Source organism: Candidatus Dorea massiliensis AP6 (assembly GCF_964245105.1).
Classification (GTDB): domain Bacteria; phylum Bacillota; class Clostridia; order Lachnospirales; family Lachnospiraceae; genus Laedolimicola; species Laedolimicola intestinihominis.
Window position 1 is genome coordinate 17,288 of sequence record NZ_CAXTKW010000019.1, and the last position, 17,006, is coordinate 34,293.

General features: G+C 50.9%; 14 protein-coding genes and 1 pseudogene. 4 read left to right on the forward strand and 11 right to left on the reverse strand.

Translation table 11 applies throughout. The annotated features are described in order from the left end of the window. Positions 1–190: 190 nt before the first annotated feature. Entirely contained in the window at positions 191–1,192 is a 1,002-nt protein-coding gene (locus ACESZP_RS16185; protein WP_499709729.1) for an asparaginase, read from the reverse strand. A 211-nt stretch (positions 1,193–1,403) separates the two neighbouring features. Here ACESZP_RS16185 and ACESZP_RS16190 point away from each other — a divergent pair, with 211 nt between their 5' ends. After that, positions 1,404–2,045, forward strand: a complete 642-nt coding sequence (locus tag ACESZP_RS16190; RefSeq protein ID WP_178038260.1) for a GntR family transcriptional regulator — start codon at positions 1,404–1,406, stop codon at positions 2,043–2,045. Between the two features lie 112 nt (positions 2,046–2,157). Here ACESZP_RS16190 and rsiV read toward each other — a convergent pair whose 3' ends face one another. From rsiV to ACESZP_RS16210, 4 genes are all read right to left on the reverse strand, one after another. Beyond that, positions 2,158–3,108, reverse strand: coding sequence for an anti-sigma-V factor RsiV (rsiV, locus tag ACESZP_RS16195; protein WP_178038261.1), 951 nt, complete (start codon positions 3,106–3,108; stop codon positions 2,158–2,160). Further along, a complete protein-coding gene (locus ACESZP_RS16200) occupies positions 3,098–3,565 on the reverse strand; it encodes a sigma-70 family RNA polymerase sigma factor (RefSeq protein WP_499709730.1) in 468 nt (155 codons plus the stop codon). The genes rsiV and ACESZP_RS16200 overlap by 11 nt, the downstream gene beginning before the upstream one ends. A 202-nt stretch (positions 3,566–3,767) precedes the next feature. Next, on the reverse strand, positions 3,768–4,697 hold the full coding sequence (locus ACESZP_RS16205) for a hypothetical protein (protein WP_499709731.1): 930 nt from the start codon (positions 4,695–4,697) through the stop codon (positions 3,768–3,770). Then, the gene (locus ACESZP_RS16210; protein ID WP_499709733.1) at positions 4,690–6,282 is read right to left on the reverse strand and encodes a TFIIB-type zinc ribbon-containing protein; all 1,593 of its coding nucleotides are present in this window, start codon (positions 6,280–6,282) and stop codon (positions 4,690–4,692) included. Before ACESZP_RS16210 ends, ACESZP_RS16205 begins: the two co-directional genes overlap by 8 nt. A gap of 168 nt (positions 6,283–6,450) precedes the next feature. On the opposite strand from ACESZP_RS16210, the gene ACESZP_RS16215 reads away from it, so the two are divergent. Then, entirely contained in the window at positions 6,451–7,806 is a 1,356-nt protein-coding gene (locus tag ACESZP_RS16215; RefSeq protein WP_499709735.1) for an alanine/glycine:cation symporter family protein, read from the forward strand. Between the two features lie 514 nt (positions 7,807–8,320). Continuing rightward, positions 8,321–9,232 carry a LysR family transcriptional regulator gene (locus tag ACESZP_RS16220; protein ID WP_499709737.1) on the forward strand — a complete coding sequence of 304 codons (912 nt, stop codon included), beginning with the start codon at positions 8,321–8,323 and terminating at the stop codon, positions 9,230–9,232. On the opposite strand, the gene ACESZP_RS16225 is transcribed toward ACESZP_RS16220, so the two are convergent. From ACESZP_RS16225 to ACESZP_RS16240, 4 genes and pseudogenes are all read right to left on the reverse strand, one after another. Then, the gene (locus ACESZP_RS16225) at positions 9,177–10,556 is read right to left on the reverse strand and encodes an MATE family efflux transporter (protein ID WP_440322128.1); all 1,380 of its coding nucleotides are present in this window, start codon (positions 10,554–10,556) and stop codon (positions 9,177–9,179) included. The two genes, ACESZP_RS16220 and ACESZP_RS16225, sit on opposite strands and share 56 nt — an antisense overlap. 49 nt (positions 10,557–10,605) lie before the next feature. Next, positions 10,606–12,420, reverse strand: a complete 1,815-nt coding sequence (locus ACESZP_RS16230; protein ID WP_499709739.1) for a PEP/pyruvate-binding domain-containing protein — start codon at positions 12,418–12,420, stop codon at positions 10,606–10,608. 67 nt (positions 12,421–12,487) lie between these two features. After that, positions 12,488–13,750: a Glu/Leu/Phe/Val family dehydrogenase gene (locus ACESZP_RS16235; RefSeq protein WP_349165411.1), complete on the reverse strand. Its 1,263-nt coding sequence runs from the start codon at positions 13,748–13,750 to the stop codon at positions 12,488–12,490. 15 nt (positions 13,751–13,765) lie between these two features. Next, positions 13,766–14,172: pseudogene (locus tag ACESZP_RS16240) on the reverse strand (aminotransferase); the annotation flags it as partial. Positions 14,173–14,402: 230 nt separating this feature from the next. Here ACESZP_RS16240 and ACESZP_RS16245 point away from each other — a divergent pair. Next, on the forward strand, positions 14,403–15,344 hold the full coding sequence (locus ACESZP_RS16245; protein ID WP_499709740.1) for a LysR family transcriptional regulator: 942 nt from the start codon (positions 14,403–14,405) through the stop codon (positions 15,342–15,344). Positions 15,345–15,348: 4 nt separating this feature from the next. Here ACESZP_RS16245 and ACESZP_RS16250 read toward each other — a convergent pair whose 3' ends face one another. Both ACESZP_RS16250 and ACESZP_RS16255 read right to left on the reverse strand, forming a co-directional pair. Next, positions 15,349–16,062 carry a DUF554 domain-containing protein gene (locus tag ACESZP_RS16250; RefSeq protein WP_499709742.1) on the reverse strand — a complete coding sequence of 238 codons (714 nt, stop codon included), beginning with the start codon at positions 16,060–16,062 and terminating at the stop codon, positions 15,349–15,351. A 114-nt stretch (positions 16,063–16,176) separates the two neighbouring features. Then, positions 16,177–16,878, reverse strand: coding sequence for an HAD family hydrolase (locus tag ACESZP_RS16255; protein WP_499709744.1), 702 nt, complete (start codon positions 16,876–16,878; stop codon positions 16,177–16,179). Between the last annotated feature and the right edge of the window lie 128 nt (positions 16,879–17,006).

Genomic DNA, 17,006 nt, shown 5'->3' on the forward strand with positions numbered 1-17,006 from the left:
CAATGTACAGCGTTTTATCGGACACTGTATGCCACCTGCGGACCTCGCGTCCGTGGGTGGCATACTGCGTCCGATAAACGATGAACACGGAAAACAACAAAGCCCCTGCCCGTCCGTCCTAACTAACATAATCAAACAGGGAGTGCTGCCCACTGCAGCCACTCCCCCTCTTTCTCATAGCATTATCCTATTATTGCCCCCGCAACAGATCATTCGCCACCGGCGCATAAAACTCCCTCTGAAAGGTATCAAAATCATACCCCTTCCCCAGCAGCCACATCAGCTTCGCCACCAGCGCCTCCGTCGTCATATCATAAGCCTGCAATAGATGATAGCGCGACATCGCCTTAAAGCCCACCTCGTAGAGCTCCACATCACTGCCCTCCAGCATAACCTGCGTCGCAATCACCACAATACAATTTTTCCGTGTCAGGCTTTCCAGCTTATCCAGAAAATTCCGCTCATCCGCAAAGGGAATGCCGCCTACGCCGTAACTCTCAATGATAACCGCGTCATAATTATCCCCAATGTAATCCAGAATATCCGGTTTGATACCCGGTACCAGCTTCAATAAGAAAACCTTCGGTGCCAGCTTCTGTGAGAAGCTGACCGGCTTATCTTCGCCCTTCAGCTCCACGTAACGCACCACCCGGTCATTGTCCACGAAAGCCGCTATCGGGTAGTTGATGCTGTCAAAGGCATTGAAGCTCTTAGACCGGACCTTACGGGCCCTGGTTCCCAGAATCACTTCGCCGTTAAATACCAGATAGACACCATTGACATTTTCCTCGCAGGCAAAGCGGAAGCTGTCTCTCAAATTCTTGCGCGCATCGGTGATGGTTTTCACCAGCGGTTTTTGAGAACCTGTGATCACGATGGGCTTATGCGGATTCTGAATCATGTAGGACAGAGCCGCAGCCGTATATGCCATGGTATCCGTCCCGTGTGTGATTACAAAACCATCATAATTGTCAAAGTTTTCTTCTACAGCCTTTTCAATCATCTGCCAGTGCTCCGGCTGAATATTGGTGCTGTCCACGTTCAGCAACGGAAGAATCTCAATCTCGCAGAAATCCGTGATCTCCGCAAGACTTTTCCGGAGATCTTCCGGGGTAATCCCCGGGCGGAGACCCTCGTCCGTATCTACCGACGCAATAGTTCCGCCTGTCAGAATCAGTAATATTCGTTTCATTAAAATTATCCCTTTCTTCTACTATAAAAAACCCTCTACATAAGCCTGTGATTTCGTTTGTATATATGTATATCACATGTATATCGCAGAAATACATAATGGTCAATAGGTTTTCTGAAATTTTCCGTTCTCCCATTGATACTTGTCTGAAATACCTTTATAATAAATTTAAATTCATCTGTTTATTAAAGAATTTAGGAGAAGTAGAGCTATGGCATTGACTTTGAATCAGAAAAATCTTTCCGCCACGGAGACGATTCTGGAACAGCTTCGAAATGACATTAATAATTTTGTTTATGACGAGCATTTTATTACAGAAGCAGAAGTTTCCGCACACTTTCAGGTAAGTCGGACCCCTGCAAGGGAAGCATTAAATACCCTGTGCCAGGAAGGAATCCTCGATAAGATTCCAAGAAAGGGCTATCTCATCCGCAAGCTTTCGTTCTCCGAGCTGCAGCAGCTCTGCCAGTACCGCTCCATTCTGGAATGCGGGGCCGTGGAATACGCGATACGATTTGCTTCCGACTCTGAACTGGACAAAATCTCTGAACTGGCCAATCAGAAAATCGATCCGGACGATCCGGATTTCTATAACCAATATCATGCGCTGAACCTGACTTTTCATCTTTCTATCGCCAGGCTCACAAAAAATGTATATCTCATCTCCGCCCTTGAAAATGTATTTAACCGGCTTCGCAGAGATCTCCTGATAGACGGACGTTCTAATCTGGAGAATTCTCTCGATATGCATATTCAGCTTGCGGCTGCCATGAAGAAACGGGATCTGGAACAGGCGCATCGTATCACCGCCGACCAGATCGATTTTGTAGAAAAACGACTTTATCTGCATTGAGCCCCCATTCTGTCATCTCATCTCTAAAATGTAATTATTTTATATTTTCGAAAGTGCATGAGTATAAAAAAATATCCCCTGCATCGCTACAGGAGATATTTTTTATACTCTTTTACTGCACGAACCCATCCTGCACAATATCCTGAATCACCTCGGTGGGAATCACAAATTCCACGCTGCCCATGCTCATGGGAGCCACTTCTCCTTCGTCAAATACGATAACCAGCCTGCCCTCCTCGTTGATGTAGAAGGTGGTGTCCGCTGTAATAGACTTGAAATCCCATTCCGGAATATCGCTGTCCAGCCAGTAAGTGACATTCTCATCGGCAGCCATCTGCTCCTTCATCTGCTCCTTAATATTCGCTGTAATCGGATCGATGAAGTTCGTGCCTTTTTTGAAGATACCGCTTAAGTTAATCATCTTACCGGTCTGCTTGTCGATATGGTATATTTTTACTGTTTCTTCGCCGCTGGCCATGACTACCAGCTTGTCAAAGCGGATAGAGAAAAGGCGGTCCGAATCGGTAATCACCTGATAATCCAGATCCACTGCCTGATATCCCTGGCCATCTGCGGCCTCCACGTCTGCCTGATACTGGGCAATGATCTCGTCGGTGTATTCCTGGATGCTCTGGTTGATGGCGTTGGTGCTTTCCTGATTGACGGTGCCGTCTTCATTTTTCACCTCTACCTCCGGCACCTTAACGTCGGCGTACATCTGATTGGTGCTGTCCTGATATTCCCGGAAGGTGACAACCTCCGCGATAGCTCCGATGACCGGTATTTTCGCCATGGCGTGGGCGATGCTTGCTCCGGAATTGGCCATAACTGTGATGGCGATCAGTGCGGCTGCGACCGCTCCTCCGACGGTTTTTGCAAAGGTAATCATTTTATTATTTTTCTTTTTCATGGGCTTCTTCTTCCTTTCTATGGTGGTCTGTCGTTCCGTTTCCATATCTTTTTTTGCTTCCCGGATGCCTGTCTCTACGCGCTGTCTCAGCTCTGCGGGAATGAAAATCTCATGGTATTCCTGATTCATTTTATCTAACCTCTCATCCTTCATAGCGCAGCTCTCCTTCCGTTAATTGAACCCGGAGCTTCTTCAGGCTCCGATACAATATGGTTTTGACGGTATTCGTATTTTCGTGCAGAATACGGGCGATGTCGTCCAGCTTCTGATCTTCGAAAAACCTTAAGATCACCACTGCTTTTTCCCGCTCATCCAGAATTTTCAAGGCCTCCAGGGTATCGAAGTCCTGATAGGTATCCTCTTTGCCGGTCTCGCCTGCCGCATCAAGTTCTGTCTCATTTTTCCGGCTGCGGATGTAATCCACGGCTGTATTCATCACAATGCGCCAGAGCCAGGTGCGGATGTAGCTCTCCTGCTGTACCTTGGACGCATTTTTTATGGCTTTATATACACTTTCCTGTACGATGTCCAGGGCGTCTTCTTCGTTTCTTACGTAAGTGTAGGCCAGCCGGTACATGGCTTCGTAGCTGTCCAGGATCTGGTCTTCCACTTTTTGCTGTAAAGACGGTGTGTTCATCTTTCGTTACGCTCTCCTTCCTATTTCTTCACTTCTATCTATTAGACGGCACGCTTTTATAAAAAGTTTTGAGAATTTTATCTTTTTCATTTTCTGCTATAAAAATTACCCTGAAGAAAAGCCTGTGTAAACCGGCATTTTCTGTCAAGGTAATTTCAAATTCTCTCTATCGCTTTTAGAAGCTGTGTCCGCCTCCGGAGCTGCCTCCGGAATCGCCTCCTCCGGAACTGCCTCCGCCGCCGCTGAAGCCGCCACCGCCGCCGGAGCTGGAGCTTTCGGATTCGGTATAGGTGTAGGTGCGTATACACTCTTTCGTGGTCTTCAGGGTGAATTTATTGGTTTCGAAGGGCTTCACGTTCCATTTTTCTTTGCTCGCCGTCATGCTCCGCGATATGCGCAGGTACAGATAATTGATCAGAAAGCCCAGGATAATCGCCAGGAACAGGTTGTTGATACGCTGCATGGGCCGCCGGATACTGCTGCCGGTGAGAAGACGCTGACACTGCTCGAAGGCTCCGATGGCGCAGTCATCGTAGCGTCTGGCACTGGCCAGGCGGTAGATATTATCCGTAATGGAGTTGGCGTCCCGGTTGCGAATAATGTGGCGGGTGGGGCCGGTACAATACAGATAGATTTCCCGGTTATACATGTCGATGGCGAACATGACCACCGGCGCTTTCTTGGAGCTGCCATAGTAACCCGCGCAGATCTTCTCGCAGACCGTCGCCGTGTCGGAAGCTTCATATTCGTCCGTGGTATAGAAAATGACGTTAGCGTACTCGGAGATAGGCTCCATGCTGGCCAGAACCGCCTCCTTTTCGTCGTCTCCCACCAATTCTGCCTTGTCCCGGTAAATGACGTCGTAACCCAGGCCGTCATAATATTCCGGCTCGTCGGGATTACGGGTGGAGCCGGTACCGTCTGTAGCTGTTAAGGATGGGAGCTGCTTTTCTGTCACCTCTGCCTTAGACGTCTGCGCCTGTTTCACAGCTGTTTCCGCCGAAATTCTTTCCACGAAAAAACTGCCCAGACCGACGCCCAAAATCACCGCGCACACAATCCCTGTTTTACAAAGAAGGCGCTTTTTCTCTCTCATTCTACTCACGGTTATGCCCTCCTTTATAAAGCTCGAACTGCGGCATAGGCCGGGAACAGCTCAGGTTGTAGTCTCGGATGATTTCCAATAGCATCAGGATATCTACGCCGAAAGCCGCCATAATCGCTCCGTAATACCACAGGTCCTCCACCGGGTTTACATAAGCTGTCACCCCAAGCAGCAGCGTCACAAACAGGCAAATCCAGTCTGCCGGAAGGGTCCGGGTCCGATTTTTCCAGAGCTTCGTCCGCTTCGGCATATCCTTCAGCAAAATTATCAGCTGAAACGCCGCCGATACCAGCGCCAAAAATATCTTCAGTGACTTGCTGCTCTCTATGTAGGCGGTATCGCTGAAAATGACTATGATAAAGGCAAGCAGGAAAATTGCGATGGGCGCTCCGATAATGCAGGCCACCACAATCAGAGCTATCCGCCATTTATCGTTGTTCAGATGCTTTTTCCGATGCTTCTTCTTTACTTTATATTCCCGCTCAATCTCACGCCGGTACAGCTTTTGAATATTGGAATGCCAGAGCAGGCACAGCACCATGTTAAACAGCGCCGTAATACCCAGCATGGTCTTCGCCGTAAACATCAGATCCTGAAACAGGCTGAACACCACGAACAGTACGGCTGCAATAATCAGAGATACTTTCGTAAATTTCTTCTGATCTACCGGCACGTCGCAGCTGATATTTTTATTCCGGCCCTCGATGGCTGCGTAAGCCACACGTCCACCGTTCCGGTAGGACATGAACCAGACCGGCTTCAACACGTCGCCTGCATGCCGGATATGAAGAATCGGCTCACAGGTGGCACGGGTAGCTTCCATACCGGCCAGATTATCATTGAGCTGATTTTCCAACTGCTGGCCCGCCACCGCCCGGGCGTAGGGCTCGTAGACCTCCGGCGGCACATCGGCGGTATCCGCGTAGAAACCGCAGAGAAAGCCCGGCGCGAAAAGCCGCCCGCCACCCCGGTCTATTCCGTCCTGAATCCACTCGCTCTGCTCATCCGGGAAGGATGAGGACGCCGCATGGGTGATATCGCTCACTTTACCCGAGGCTTCGACGTTCATATTCCATTCCTTTACTGTATAGTGCCGCTTTCCTTTTTTCTTACCGGTATAGGTGGTGGTCTTTCCCTTCAGCTGATACGCGCCCCCGGCCTCCGCCTCGTAGGAATGACTGGGCACATAGATACCGCGAAATTCATGTTCGGCCTCCGGATTCTTGTATTCCTCCGGCACATAAGAGCACTTGGCGATAAATTCCCGGAACCGTTTCCGGCAGTCCTTCTTATCCACAGTAAATGGGAAAATGCGGAACGGAACCTTGATCTGCTCCGTCCTCTGCTGCAACACCGCAGACGCGCCGCAATAGCTGCAAAAGCCCGCGATGGTATGATCATTGGTGTAGATTTCACCGCCGCACTGGGGGCAGCGAAAGGCCTGGATCTCGTACAGATCTTGTTCTGCGTCCTTCTCGCGCTTGATTGAGTCCACGTCAAAGCTGCTGCGACAGCTTCCGCATTTCAGCCTGCCAAGCTTAATATCATACAGCAGCTCGCTGCCGCAGTTTGGGCATCCGTACATGGGGTTCACCTCCGTATTTTCGAAACTGGAATTTTACAAATTACCTCGAACTTATCCCTATTGTATCAAATTTCGCAGCATGATGTATAGGATAAGTTGCCACATTTTCGCATAATTTTTCCGGCTATTCATATAATACATCAGATTTTTTCTTCGGGTATCTATCTTATGTCAACTTTCTATGCGATTGTGGAGGCTTTGAACAACTGCCTCTGGGGGATCCCTATGCTTCTGCTTTTATTCGGGACGCACCTTTTTCTGACCTGGAAAACGGGACTGATTCAGCGGAAGCTTCCGCTGGCTATCCGGCTGTCGCTGACGCCGGACGCCGCAGTGGGCGCGGAGACGGGAAATGGCGACGGCGGGCTTTCGCCCTTTGCTTCCCTGACCACGGCTCTGGCCTCCAGTCTGGGCGTCGGAAATATCGTCGGCATGGGGACGGCTGTGGCGCTCGGCGGACCCGGGGCGGTGTTCTGGTGCTGGATCACCGGTTTCTTTGGGATAGCAACCACCTACGGGGAGGCGCTGCTCTCTCTTAAGTTCCGGGTGTACACTCCGGACGGGCAGCCTGCGGGCGGGCCCATGTATGTTCTGGAGTACGGGCTACGCCGGAAATTTGCCGCCGTCCTGTTCGCGGTCTGCGGCGTGCTGGCTTCCTTTGGTATCGGCTGCGCGGTGCAGGTGCACGCCATGGCAGATACGCTTCCGGTTCCGCCCATTATCACAGGATTGGCGGTCGGACTTCTCACCTGCTTTGTGATCTTTGGCGGCAACCAGGCTATTTCCAGGGTCTGCGAGAAGCTGGTGCCCTTTATGACCCTGTTTTATCTGCTGGGCTGCCTTATGATTCTTGTGGCAAATCGGGCTTTCCTGCTGCCAGCCTGCCGCCTGATTCTGAAATGTGCCTTCGCGCCCCGGGCTGTCTCAGGCGGCATGGCAGGCTCCGGCCTGTTGTTGGCAGCCCGCTACGGGGTAGCCCGGGGTCTTTTCACCAACGAGGCCGGAATGGGAAGCGCGCCCCTGGCCGCTGCAGCCGCCCGCTGTTCCGTTCCGGTGCGGCAGGCCCTGGTGGCCTCCACGGCCACCTTCTGGGACACGTTGGTGGTCTGCCTGATCACGGGACTAGTCATTGTAAGCCATCTGCTGGCCCGGGAGCCTGCCCTTTTGGCTTCCGACGTGGCCCTGTCCGGCAGCAACTTTACCTGGCGGGCCTTTTCTGCCATTCCCTGTCTTGGGCAGCCAGTGCTCTTATTCAGTATCGTGACCTTCGCCTATGCTACGATTCTCGGATGGTCCTTTTACGGGGAGCGTTGTCTTACATATCTGTTCGGGCCGAAAGCATTGTTCCCGTATCGGCTCTGCTGGATTTTTACGCTGGTGTTTGCACCGATGCTGGAGCTTACGATGATTTTCGAGATTTCAGATCTGCTGAATGCGTTGATGGCGCTGCCGAATCTGCTGGGGCTTCTGCTGCTGGCGGATGTAATCCGGGACGAGACCAGAATCTATTTTTCCGGGAAATAAAGTTTCGCACGGGCAGACAGAAGAAATACCCTAAGGGTATCCCTGGATGCCCGTAGAACATGGGCAAATATAGGAAACACCCTAAGGGTGTCCCTGGATGCCCGTAGAACATAGGCAAATATAGGAAAAGGGACTGTCATCTTCTTCCATGTGCTTCGCGCTCACCTCAGAAGGACAGTCCCTTTTGATTATTGTCTATACTGTTCGTTTCCATATTCAATTTTCCTCGGCCTCTTTATAATACCGGCTCCTCTGCAAAGCTTGCGTAATACTCCTTAAAAAACTCATTTACCAGCGCTAAAATCTTCTTCATAAGTCATTCCATCCTTTCTTTAAAATGCCCATGTTCTAAGGGCATCCAGGGATACCCTTAGGGTATTTCTGTGCTGAATGTCTTCGGGATTTTTAATCCCTTGTTTCTTGTTGTCTTTACTATAACACCTTGCAATTCACTTGTGAAATACATATAATAAAAGCATCTTGATACTCAAAAAGTATAACGCAGGAGGCACCCATGGAACTCAGACACATTCGATATTTTAAGGCCGTCGCAGACGAAAAGAACTTTACCCGGGCAGCGGAGAAGCTGAATATTGCCCAGCCTCCCTTAAGCCGTCAGATTCAGGATCTGGAAAAGGAGCTGGATACGAAACTGTTTTTGCGCAGCCCCCACAGTATTTCCCTCACCGAAGAGGGCGAACTGTTTCTTCAGTACGCCAACCAGATTCTCGACCTGGTCAATAAATCTGCAGAGGAAGTCCGGGAAGTGAAGGAAGGCCTGCAGGGTATGCTCTACATTGCCTCCGTCGAGGGCTGCTGCCCCCACCTCTTTTCCGCGTGGATTGCGTCCTTCCAGAAACGCTATCCCCATGTACAGTACAATCTCTGGAACGGCAATTCCGACGACGTTAATACCCGCATCTCCAAAGGTCTCTGTGAGGTCGCTATGATTACCGCCCCCTACAATAAAGAAGGCTTTGAGGTTCTTCCTGTCTGCCGGGAGCCCTGGGTGGCTCTGCTTCCCCATGATCACCCGCTGGCCGCCCTGCCCGGAGATTCTATTACACCGGAACAGCTTCTACCCTACGACCTTCTGATTCCTTCCCGGGAATCCCGTAAGCAGGAGATCGATCAGTGGTTTCTCGGAACTGGCCGGAAGCCCGTCATCCGCGGACGTATCGCCCATATGGTCAATGCCTATGAGCTCAGTCTCCACGGCGTCGGCGTCTCCATTTACCCGGCCTCCATTTCTTCCCTGATTCGAAGCGACGAACTCTGCGTAAAAAAAATCGACCACCCGGACGCCTATGCTTCCTATGCTCTCATCTGGAGTAAGAATCATCAGCTGTCACACGTGGCCGAAGAATTTATTATGCATGTAGAGAATCAGCTTGCGCAGGAGTCTCCGACTGAATCAATTTTGTAACTTTTTTCATACAGTACAGACAGGTCGGGAAAATATAACAACAGGCAGATACCCAGGCCGTCTGATCCGCAAAACAGATGGCCGTATAGCCAAAGGTCCCCACAAAGCCCACGCTGACGATGATCCGGGCAATCATTTCCGTCACGCCAGAGAAAAAGGCACGTCCGGAAAAGCCCAGTCCCTGGGTCACCATGCGGGACACGTTCAGGATACCCAGGCTCCAGTAGAAGAATCCCATGCACCGCAGGTATTTAGCGGAAGCGTCCAACACCTCCACGTTATCCCTGCTCAGGAACATCATGGACAAGGAGCGCCCAAACACAATCAGTACCAAACCTGCAAATATACCGTAGCCCACGGCCACAGCCATTCCCTGGAATAACCCCTGGCGGATACGCTTCGCCTGACCCGCGCCCAGATTCTGACTGCAAAATACAGAAACCGCAGTCGCCATGGCGTCAAAGGGACACAACGCAAACTGTTTGATCTTTACCGCCGCTGTAAAGCCCGACACATAGATGCTTCCCAGACTGTTATTGGCAGACTGCATGACCATACTGCCAATGGCGGTAATAGAAAACTGCAGACCGGTAGGCAGCCCCATCATCAGCAATTCCTTCACAGCTTCTCCATCCATCTTTTGGTTTTCCCGGCTCATCCGCATCAGTTTCACCCGGCGGATGATAAATCCCAGACATAAAAGTCCGCTGACAGCCTGTGCAGTAATCGTCGCAATGGCCGCTCCGGCGCAGCCCCATTTCAGAACTATGATACAAAACAGATCCAGAAAGATATTTAAGATAGCCGAAAATGCCAGGAACAGAAACGGCGTCCGGCTGTCTCCTACCGCACGCAGAATACTGGAAAGATAATTATACAGAAGTGTAAATGGCAGGCCGATAAAGATCACCAGCAGATATGCATACGCATTTGCGAAAATGTCCCCCGGCACGGACAGAATCTGTAAAATCCAGTTACACAGAGACATACAGAGCACTGTCACGATCGCCGCAATCATCGCCGTCAGAACGCCGCCATTGAAGATATAGCGCCGCATGGTATCATACTTTTCCGCGCCGAAATACTTCGCAATCGGAATGCCGAAGCCCGCGCAGCTTCCCATACAAAAGCCCAGTACCAGAAATTGTACACTGCTGCTGGATCCCACTGCCGCCAACGCCTCCGCGCCCAGGGTCTGGCCTACGATGGCTGCGTCGATGATATTATAGGTCTGCTGCAGAAGATTACCCACCAGAAGGGGCAGGGCGAACTGCAGCATGGATTTTAAGGGATTGTCTTTGATCATGGATGCTGCTGATGACATACTTTTACCTCTTAACTAAAAAACACAATTCAGATACTCTAATGGTTTACTACTTCTCGGTCTTTCTGTCAACATTTTTCTTTATCCTGCATACCGCACGCCCTTCTTTGGCGTCCAGCAAAAGCCTTGCATGGTTCTCCGATACGTCAAACACCCGTATCATATTTCCAAACTCCGCCTTATCCGGCCAGTTTTCCCCGAACACATCCTGGAAGGTATTCAGATAGTCCGGGCGGTAAATCTTTGTCTTACTGTTCTCATTGATGGCTCCGTAGTAGATGTCCGCCTCCACCAGCTCCTGGAACATGTGGCTGCCATAGGACAGGGACGGATTGTAACCGGCCTTGCTGTAGGCCACCTCGCAGATGGCAGAAAAGCAGCTCACATCGGAATACTTCACCGGCACGCCAAGCTCCGGGGACGACGTACCGCAGCGTCCCGGCACCAGCAGCATCATATGCCTGCCCTGCTGGCTGAAATACTGGTTGATGACGCCGATCATATGGGCCACGTCCGGCTTTTTCGCATATGGATACTCGTAATATTTCTGGGGATCCACCCAGACGATGATATCCAGCTTCTCCTCCTTGGAGCGCCACATGGAGGTCCTTCTGACGTCAAATAAAACCTCCTCCTCGTTGCCCTCCGGCATCACGAATTTCTGCTCGGTCACCTGGCGGAGCGGCCTGCACTGGAACAGATTCAGGTGAATCTTTCCGTCTCCGCCCTCCTCCATGGCAAACTCAATATCCACAGGGCGGCCATATTCACTCTCCAGCATTTTCAGAATCCGCTGCATCATGTTCATAAAATCACTGTCATGGGCGATACCCTGACAGTCCGCGAACAGCACCGGGCGGTACCGGCCCATCTCCTGGAGCCGCTGTTCCGCATCGGTGTCATGGCTTAATACCAGCTTCTTCCCACGCTCCGGCAAAAGGGGTATCAGCTCCTCCAGCCAGATTGTCTTATGCACGGCATTTTCCAGATCCAGCACGTCCACCTGACGCTGGGAGTACTTGTGACGCTCGCCCGCGGAAGCATACAAACTGCCCCGCGCGCGATCCAGATCAATCAGTCTCGGATAGTCGCCGGGGGTACGTTCCACCGCTCTGGTTCCCAAACCCAGTACGATACGCAGCATACCGGCCTCGGGATTCATCTGCTCCATCCATTTGTAAGGATTATAGGAGCAGCCCATACCGGCCGCCAGCGGAAGGTAATAGCTGCCCATGCGCATTCCTTCCACCCGCTGAACCAGTAAAGCCATTCGTTCATCTGTATGAGTCAGGCCGCGGGTTCTGCGGTATTCTACCGCAGATTCATTCCAGACACTTTTGTATACACGGAACACCGCCGCCTTTAATTCTTCGATTCGCTCATCTTCCTTTCCCTGATTGGTGCAGAAGACAGATTCGTATTTTCCGGTAAATGCGTGGTCAAAGCCATCCTCCAGGGTGCTGCTGGAACGAACCACATAAGGATCGCCGCCCAGATGGGCCAGCAGTTCCCCGAATTCCCGTTTCGTCCGCTCGGAGAAGGTCTCCTCCCAGAGATATTCCGCAAATACGTCAGATCCGATAAACCAGGAATGGTGCGGGAGCAGCAGTGACTCATATTCGGGAAGCTTCTCTTTTATCAGCTTTCTGGCAAGCAGTACGCCGCAGGCCTTTCCTCCGATGACTCCGTCGCCGACCTTGTGGCGCAGGACCGTCCGGTAGTCTTCCTCGTCAAACCATTTCACAATCAGCTTCTCCATCCGCGGCTCACGGGTCATCAGCTCATTGCAAAGCAGTCTCCTTTCCTGAAATTCCAGCGTCTGCCCGCTTTCCAGCTTTTCCCTTACTTTTTTCAATTCACTCACTCTGCTCTCCAAGCTACTCACTCCATTCGCAGCCGCTCCGCGATGCGCAGTGGCTGCTATATTTTTTCTACGGCCAGATCGCTCTCGCTTTCTTAGCCTTTACTACACGGTCCACCGCGATCAGATACGCGCCTGTACGCAGGGGAACCTTCTTTTCCTGTGCAATATTGTATACAGCTTCGAAGGAGTTGTTCATAATACGCTCCAGCTTCGCGTTGACCTCTTCCTCGGTCCAGCTGACAGACTGGATATTCTGTACCCACTCAAAATAAGATACGACCACGCCGCCCGCGTTGGACAGGATATCCGGTACGATGACGACGCCCTTTTCGTTCAGAATCGGGTCTGCCTCTGCGGCGGTCGGACCATTGGCTGCCTCTACGATAAGCTTCGCCTGAATCTTATCCGCGTTGGTTCCGTTGATCTGATTCTCCAGCGCAGCCGGTACCAGAACAGTGACAGGCAGCTCCAGCAGCTCCTCGTTGGTGATGCGGGTCATACCATCTTCCTCATAGCCGGACAGCAGGTTCTTACGATCCTTGCCCAGATATGCCAGGATAGCCGGAATATCCAGACCCTCTTTCTTATAGATGCCGCCGGATACATCGCTGACAGCGACTACCTTCATGCCTTCCTGATGGAGTAGCTTGGCTGTAATGCTTCCCACGTTACCCATACCCTGTACGGCTACGTCGGTGCCCTTCATCTCCATGCCCATTTTCTTCATGATATTTCTTGTGGTGAACATAACGCCGCGTCCGGTGGCCTCATTTCGTCCCAGCGCTCCGCCCAGCTCGATGGGCTTTCCTGTAACGACGCCGTGTACGCAGTGTCCCTTCAGCATACTGTAGGTATCCATCATCCAACCCATAACAGCTGCATTGCTTCCTACGTCCGGAGCCGGGATGTCCTGATCCGGTCCGATCAGAGGCATGATGGCTGCGGTAAATCTTCTGGTGATGGCCCGAAGCTCACGCTCGGAAAGCTCATGCGGATCGCAGACCACGCCGCCCTTGCCGCCGCCGTAAGGAATATTTACAACTGCGCACTTGAAGGTCATCCATGCTGCCAGCGCCTTGACTTCGTCGTTATTTACCGCTGGATGGAAACGGATACCGCCCTTGGCCGGTCCGCGGGATGTGGAATGCTGGATGCGGTAGCCCTCAAATACGCGGGTGCTTCCGTCGTCCATCACCACCGGAACCGATACCTTCAGCTCGCGCTCCGGATACTTCAGCGGCTCGATATCACTCTCACTGTAGCCCAGGATCTGTGCCGCCTCATCCATAACCTTCAATACGTTTTCATAGGGATTGTATGCCATAATGATTTCTCCTTCTCTATTTTACCCCAAAATTTTCTCAATTGCAGCTATTTTTACACATAAAACAAAAATATCCATGGCCTTGGAAAGCTCGTCCTCCGTCGGATAGGACGGCGCGATTCGGATGTTGCTGTCGGCCTCATCCTTCTTGTACGGCCAGATAGCCCCCGCTCCTGTCAGTACCACGCCTGCTTCCTTCGCCAGGCTGACCACCCGTTTTGCGCAGCCTCGCAGGCTTTGATGATATTTTTCAGCTTCACATCCTCATAAATATGGTGTACGCCGTAGGCATTGTCCCAGAAGATACGGAAATCATCCGCCGCCGTCTCCATGGACGCCAGAGCGTCTACCACCGCGTCGCTGTAGCATACGCCGCTGGGATTGGAATGAAGCGGTACGCACCACATACCCTTTACCAGGGGATCCTGCACCAGCTTCTTTGACCGCTCGTCTACCTTTCTCATAAGTGCCTCCTTTTTTCTTTTTTGGTAGTCTTTTCTCCTTGTATTTATTATAAAATCGCGGTATGATATTAGCAAATATCTATATTTATATGTTATATATAATTATTCATCTATGACTATACCGTATTTTCTGCTTAAAAAGCGCATTTTATCTGTCATTTTCATCATCGTTATATAATTAACTGTGGGATTTTATGTTTAGTGGTATCAATTATGTCTATGAGGTATATAGGACGCAGAGTTTTTCCAAAGCGGCGAAGAATCTCTACATTTCTCAGCCGTCTCTGAGCGCCATGATTAAGAAAATAGAATCGAAGGTGGGTGCGCCGCTTTTCGACCGCAGCACCAATCCCATCCAACTGACCGAGTACGGAGAACAGTATATCCGGATTGCGGAAAAGATTATGGATTTGGAAGATGAATTTGCCTATTATACGGATAATCTGAATGAATTGAAGACGGGGCATCTGTCCATCGGGACCACATCCTTCTTTGCCTCCTATATTCTGCCGAAATATATCTCGCAGTTTTCGGCGGCTTATCCCCATGTGAAGGTAAATCTTTACGAGGCCGATTCCCAGACCCTGGCACAGAAGGCCTCCGTCAATGAGGTGGACATGGTCATCGACAATTTTCACACCAGCGACGACATCTACTGTCACCGGGTTCTGATGAAGGAATACCTGCTGCTGGCAGTCCCGGCTTCCTTCCCGTCCAACCGGCGGGCCACCCGCTATCAGCTGACCTGGGAAGACGTAAACCAGGATACGCACCTGAATCCTTCTTTCCCGGGGGTCCCGCTGGAGAAGTTCGCCGAAGAACCCTTCGTGACCCTGCGGCTGCCCAACGATACCCGCAAGCGCATGGAAAATATCTGCCAGAACGCAGGCGTAAAGCTGAATACCATCCTGAAGCTGGATCAGCTGCTGACCACCTATCACCTGACGGAAAATGGCATGGGCGCTTCCTTTGTCAGCGACACCGTGGTGAAGAAATTATCGCCAAACCAGAATATTATCTACTATAAGTTAGACGATCCGAACGCGGTACGAAATGTGACGCTGTATTATCGGAATCATAAATATCTGACACGAAGCATGTCGGAGTTTATCAAGATCGTACTGGCTAATCAGTAAAGCTTTATGCCATCAGCACTGCCACAATCAGCGCCGGCAAAAGATTCGCCACCTTAATGGTCTTCGGCCAGATCAGATTGACGCCCACACAGAAAATCAGGATATTCCCCACCATGGACAGGCTGTTCAGCACCGGATCGGTCATATACCCGGACAGCACCACGGCCAGGGCGGTAATCAGTCCCTGCCAGACTGCCACCGGAATAAAGGAAAAGATACAGCCCTTTCCCATGGAAGAAGCCATAATCAACACAATGACAAAGTCCAGTATGGCCTTCGCCACCAGCGTAGTGTGGTCGCCGTAGATACCGTCCTGAATGGCTCCCATGATACCCATGGCGCCAATGCTGACCGTCAGGGATGCCGTCACAAAGCCGTTGATAAACTGATTATCACCGTCGCTTCCTGTCTTGTGTTTCAGCCAGCTTCCGAATCGCTCAAACTGATGATCCAGATCGATAATTTCTCCTGCAAACGCTCCGATCACCATGGAAAGCACAATGGACATGGAGCCTGTCGTATCCAACGGCAGCCCGCTCTTCGTCGTCACCAGCATTTTTGAAAATGTACCGCCTGCACCGAGAAACATCACGGAAAACCCGGTCGCTTTCATAATCGTTTCCTGATATCTCTCTTTGATCAGCTTTTTACAGCAGATGCCGACAATGCCGCCAGCGATAATCGCCAGGGCGTTGATTAGTGTTCCCAAACCACTCATTTTATGTCATTCTCCTTCGTATGTCATTTTCTGCAATACCTGTTCTAACAGCTCTTTCAGCTTCTCCAGCTCTATGGGCATCCTTTTATAATCAAGTGTTTCATTGAAAATTTATCAATCTGCACACTGTTTTTCCAGTAATGCAATCAGCTCCTGTTCTGAACGTACCTCATAATCCGGCATCACCTCTCCCGTGGTCTGACGCCCTCTGTGATTAAACCAGACGGCTTTCCAGCCCGCGCCCTTGGCTCCCAGAATATCATGTCCGTAAGCGTCTCCCACAAAGCAAAGCTCCTCCGGCTTCAGTCCGAGCTTTTCCCGGGCTGCCTCAAAAATCTCTTTATGGGGCTTTCCCACGCCCAGATCCCCGGAAATCCAGATCCGCTCCATGGGAATCCACCGCTCCACACCCAATGCGCGCACCTTATCGCGTTGATGCTCCGACGGGCCGTTAGTAATAATTCCCAGTGTTATTTTTCTCGACAGCTCCTCCAGCATCCGTTCCATCTCTCCTGTCATCCGGATCTCATGCTGACGCTTCTCATATACACTCTGAAACTGCAGCGCCGTGGGCCCGTCGATGATTTTCCCATAATCCCGGAACGCATTTCCCAGGCGGTAGATGTACATCTCCGCCATGGAAATCTCCCCGCTTAAAGACCGATCGTAGATCAGATCGCTATACTTTCGGCTGGCCAGAAAAGCTCCCTCCAGATCCATCTTTTCCCCGGGAAAGAGCTCCCGGAAAGCCTCCTTAAATGGGATGGATAAATCGTATAACGTATCATCGATATCAAATAAAATTGCCTTAAGCATATGCGCTCCGCCTTTCCGGAATTGGATTTTTGTTCTAAAGGCAGTTTAGCATAAATAGGAGATTTTGACCAGTTGCTTAATTAAATTCCCAAGGATAAGCCAGGCACGATCTTATCCCCTGAAAATGA

Coding starts and splice junctions, on each gene's coding strand:
- ACESZP_RS16185 (WP_499709729.1), bottom strand. CDS start 1,192: ATGAAACGAATATTACTGATTCTGACAGGCGGAACTATTGCGTCGGTA.
- ACESZP_RS16190 (WP_178038260.1), top strand. CDS start 1,404: ATGGCATTGACTTTGAATCAGAAAAATCTTTCCGCCACGGAGACGATT.
- rsiV (WP_178038261.1), bottom strand. CDS start 3,108: ATGAAGGATGAGAGGTTAGATAAAATGAATCAGGAATACCATGAGATT.
- ACESZP_RS16210 (WP_499709733.1), bottom strand. CDS start 6,282: ATGTACGGATGCCCAAACTGCGGCAGCGAGCTGCTGTATGATATTAAG.
- ACESZP_RS16215 (WP_499709735.1), top strand. CDS start 6,451: ATGTCAACTTTCTATGCGATTGTGGAGGCTTTGAACAACTGCCTCTGG.
- ACESZP_RS16220 (WP_499709737.1), top strand. CDS start 8,321: ATGGAACTCAGACACATTCGATATTTTAAGGCCGTCGCAGACGAAAAG.
- ACESZP_RS16225 (WP_440322128.1), bottom strand. CDS start 10,556: ATGTCATCAGCAGCATCCATGATCAAAGACAATCCCTTAAAATCCATG.
- ACESZP_RS16245 (WP_499709740.1), top strand. CDS start 14,403: ATGTTTAGTGGTATCAATTATGTCTATGAGGTATATAGGACGCAGAGT.
- ACESZP_RS16250 (WP_499709742.1), bottom strand. CDS start 16,062: ATGAGTGGTTTGGGAACACTAATCAACGCCCTGGCGATTATCGCTGGC.
- ACESZP_RS16255 (WP_499709744.1), bottom strand. CDS start 16,878: ATGCTTAAGGCAATTTTATTTGATATCGATGATACGTTATACGATTTA.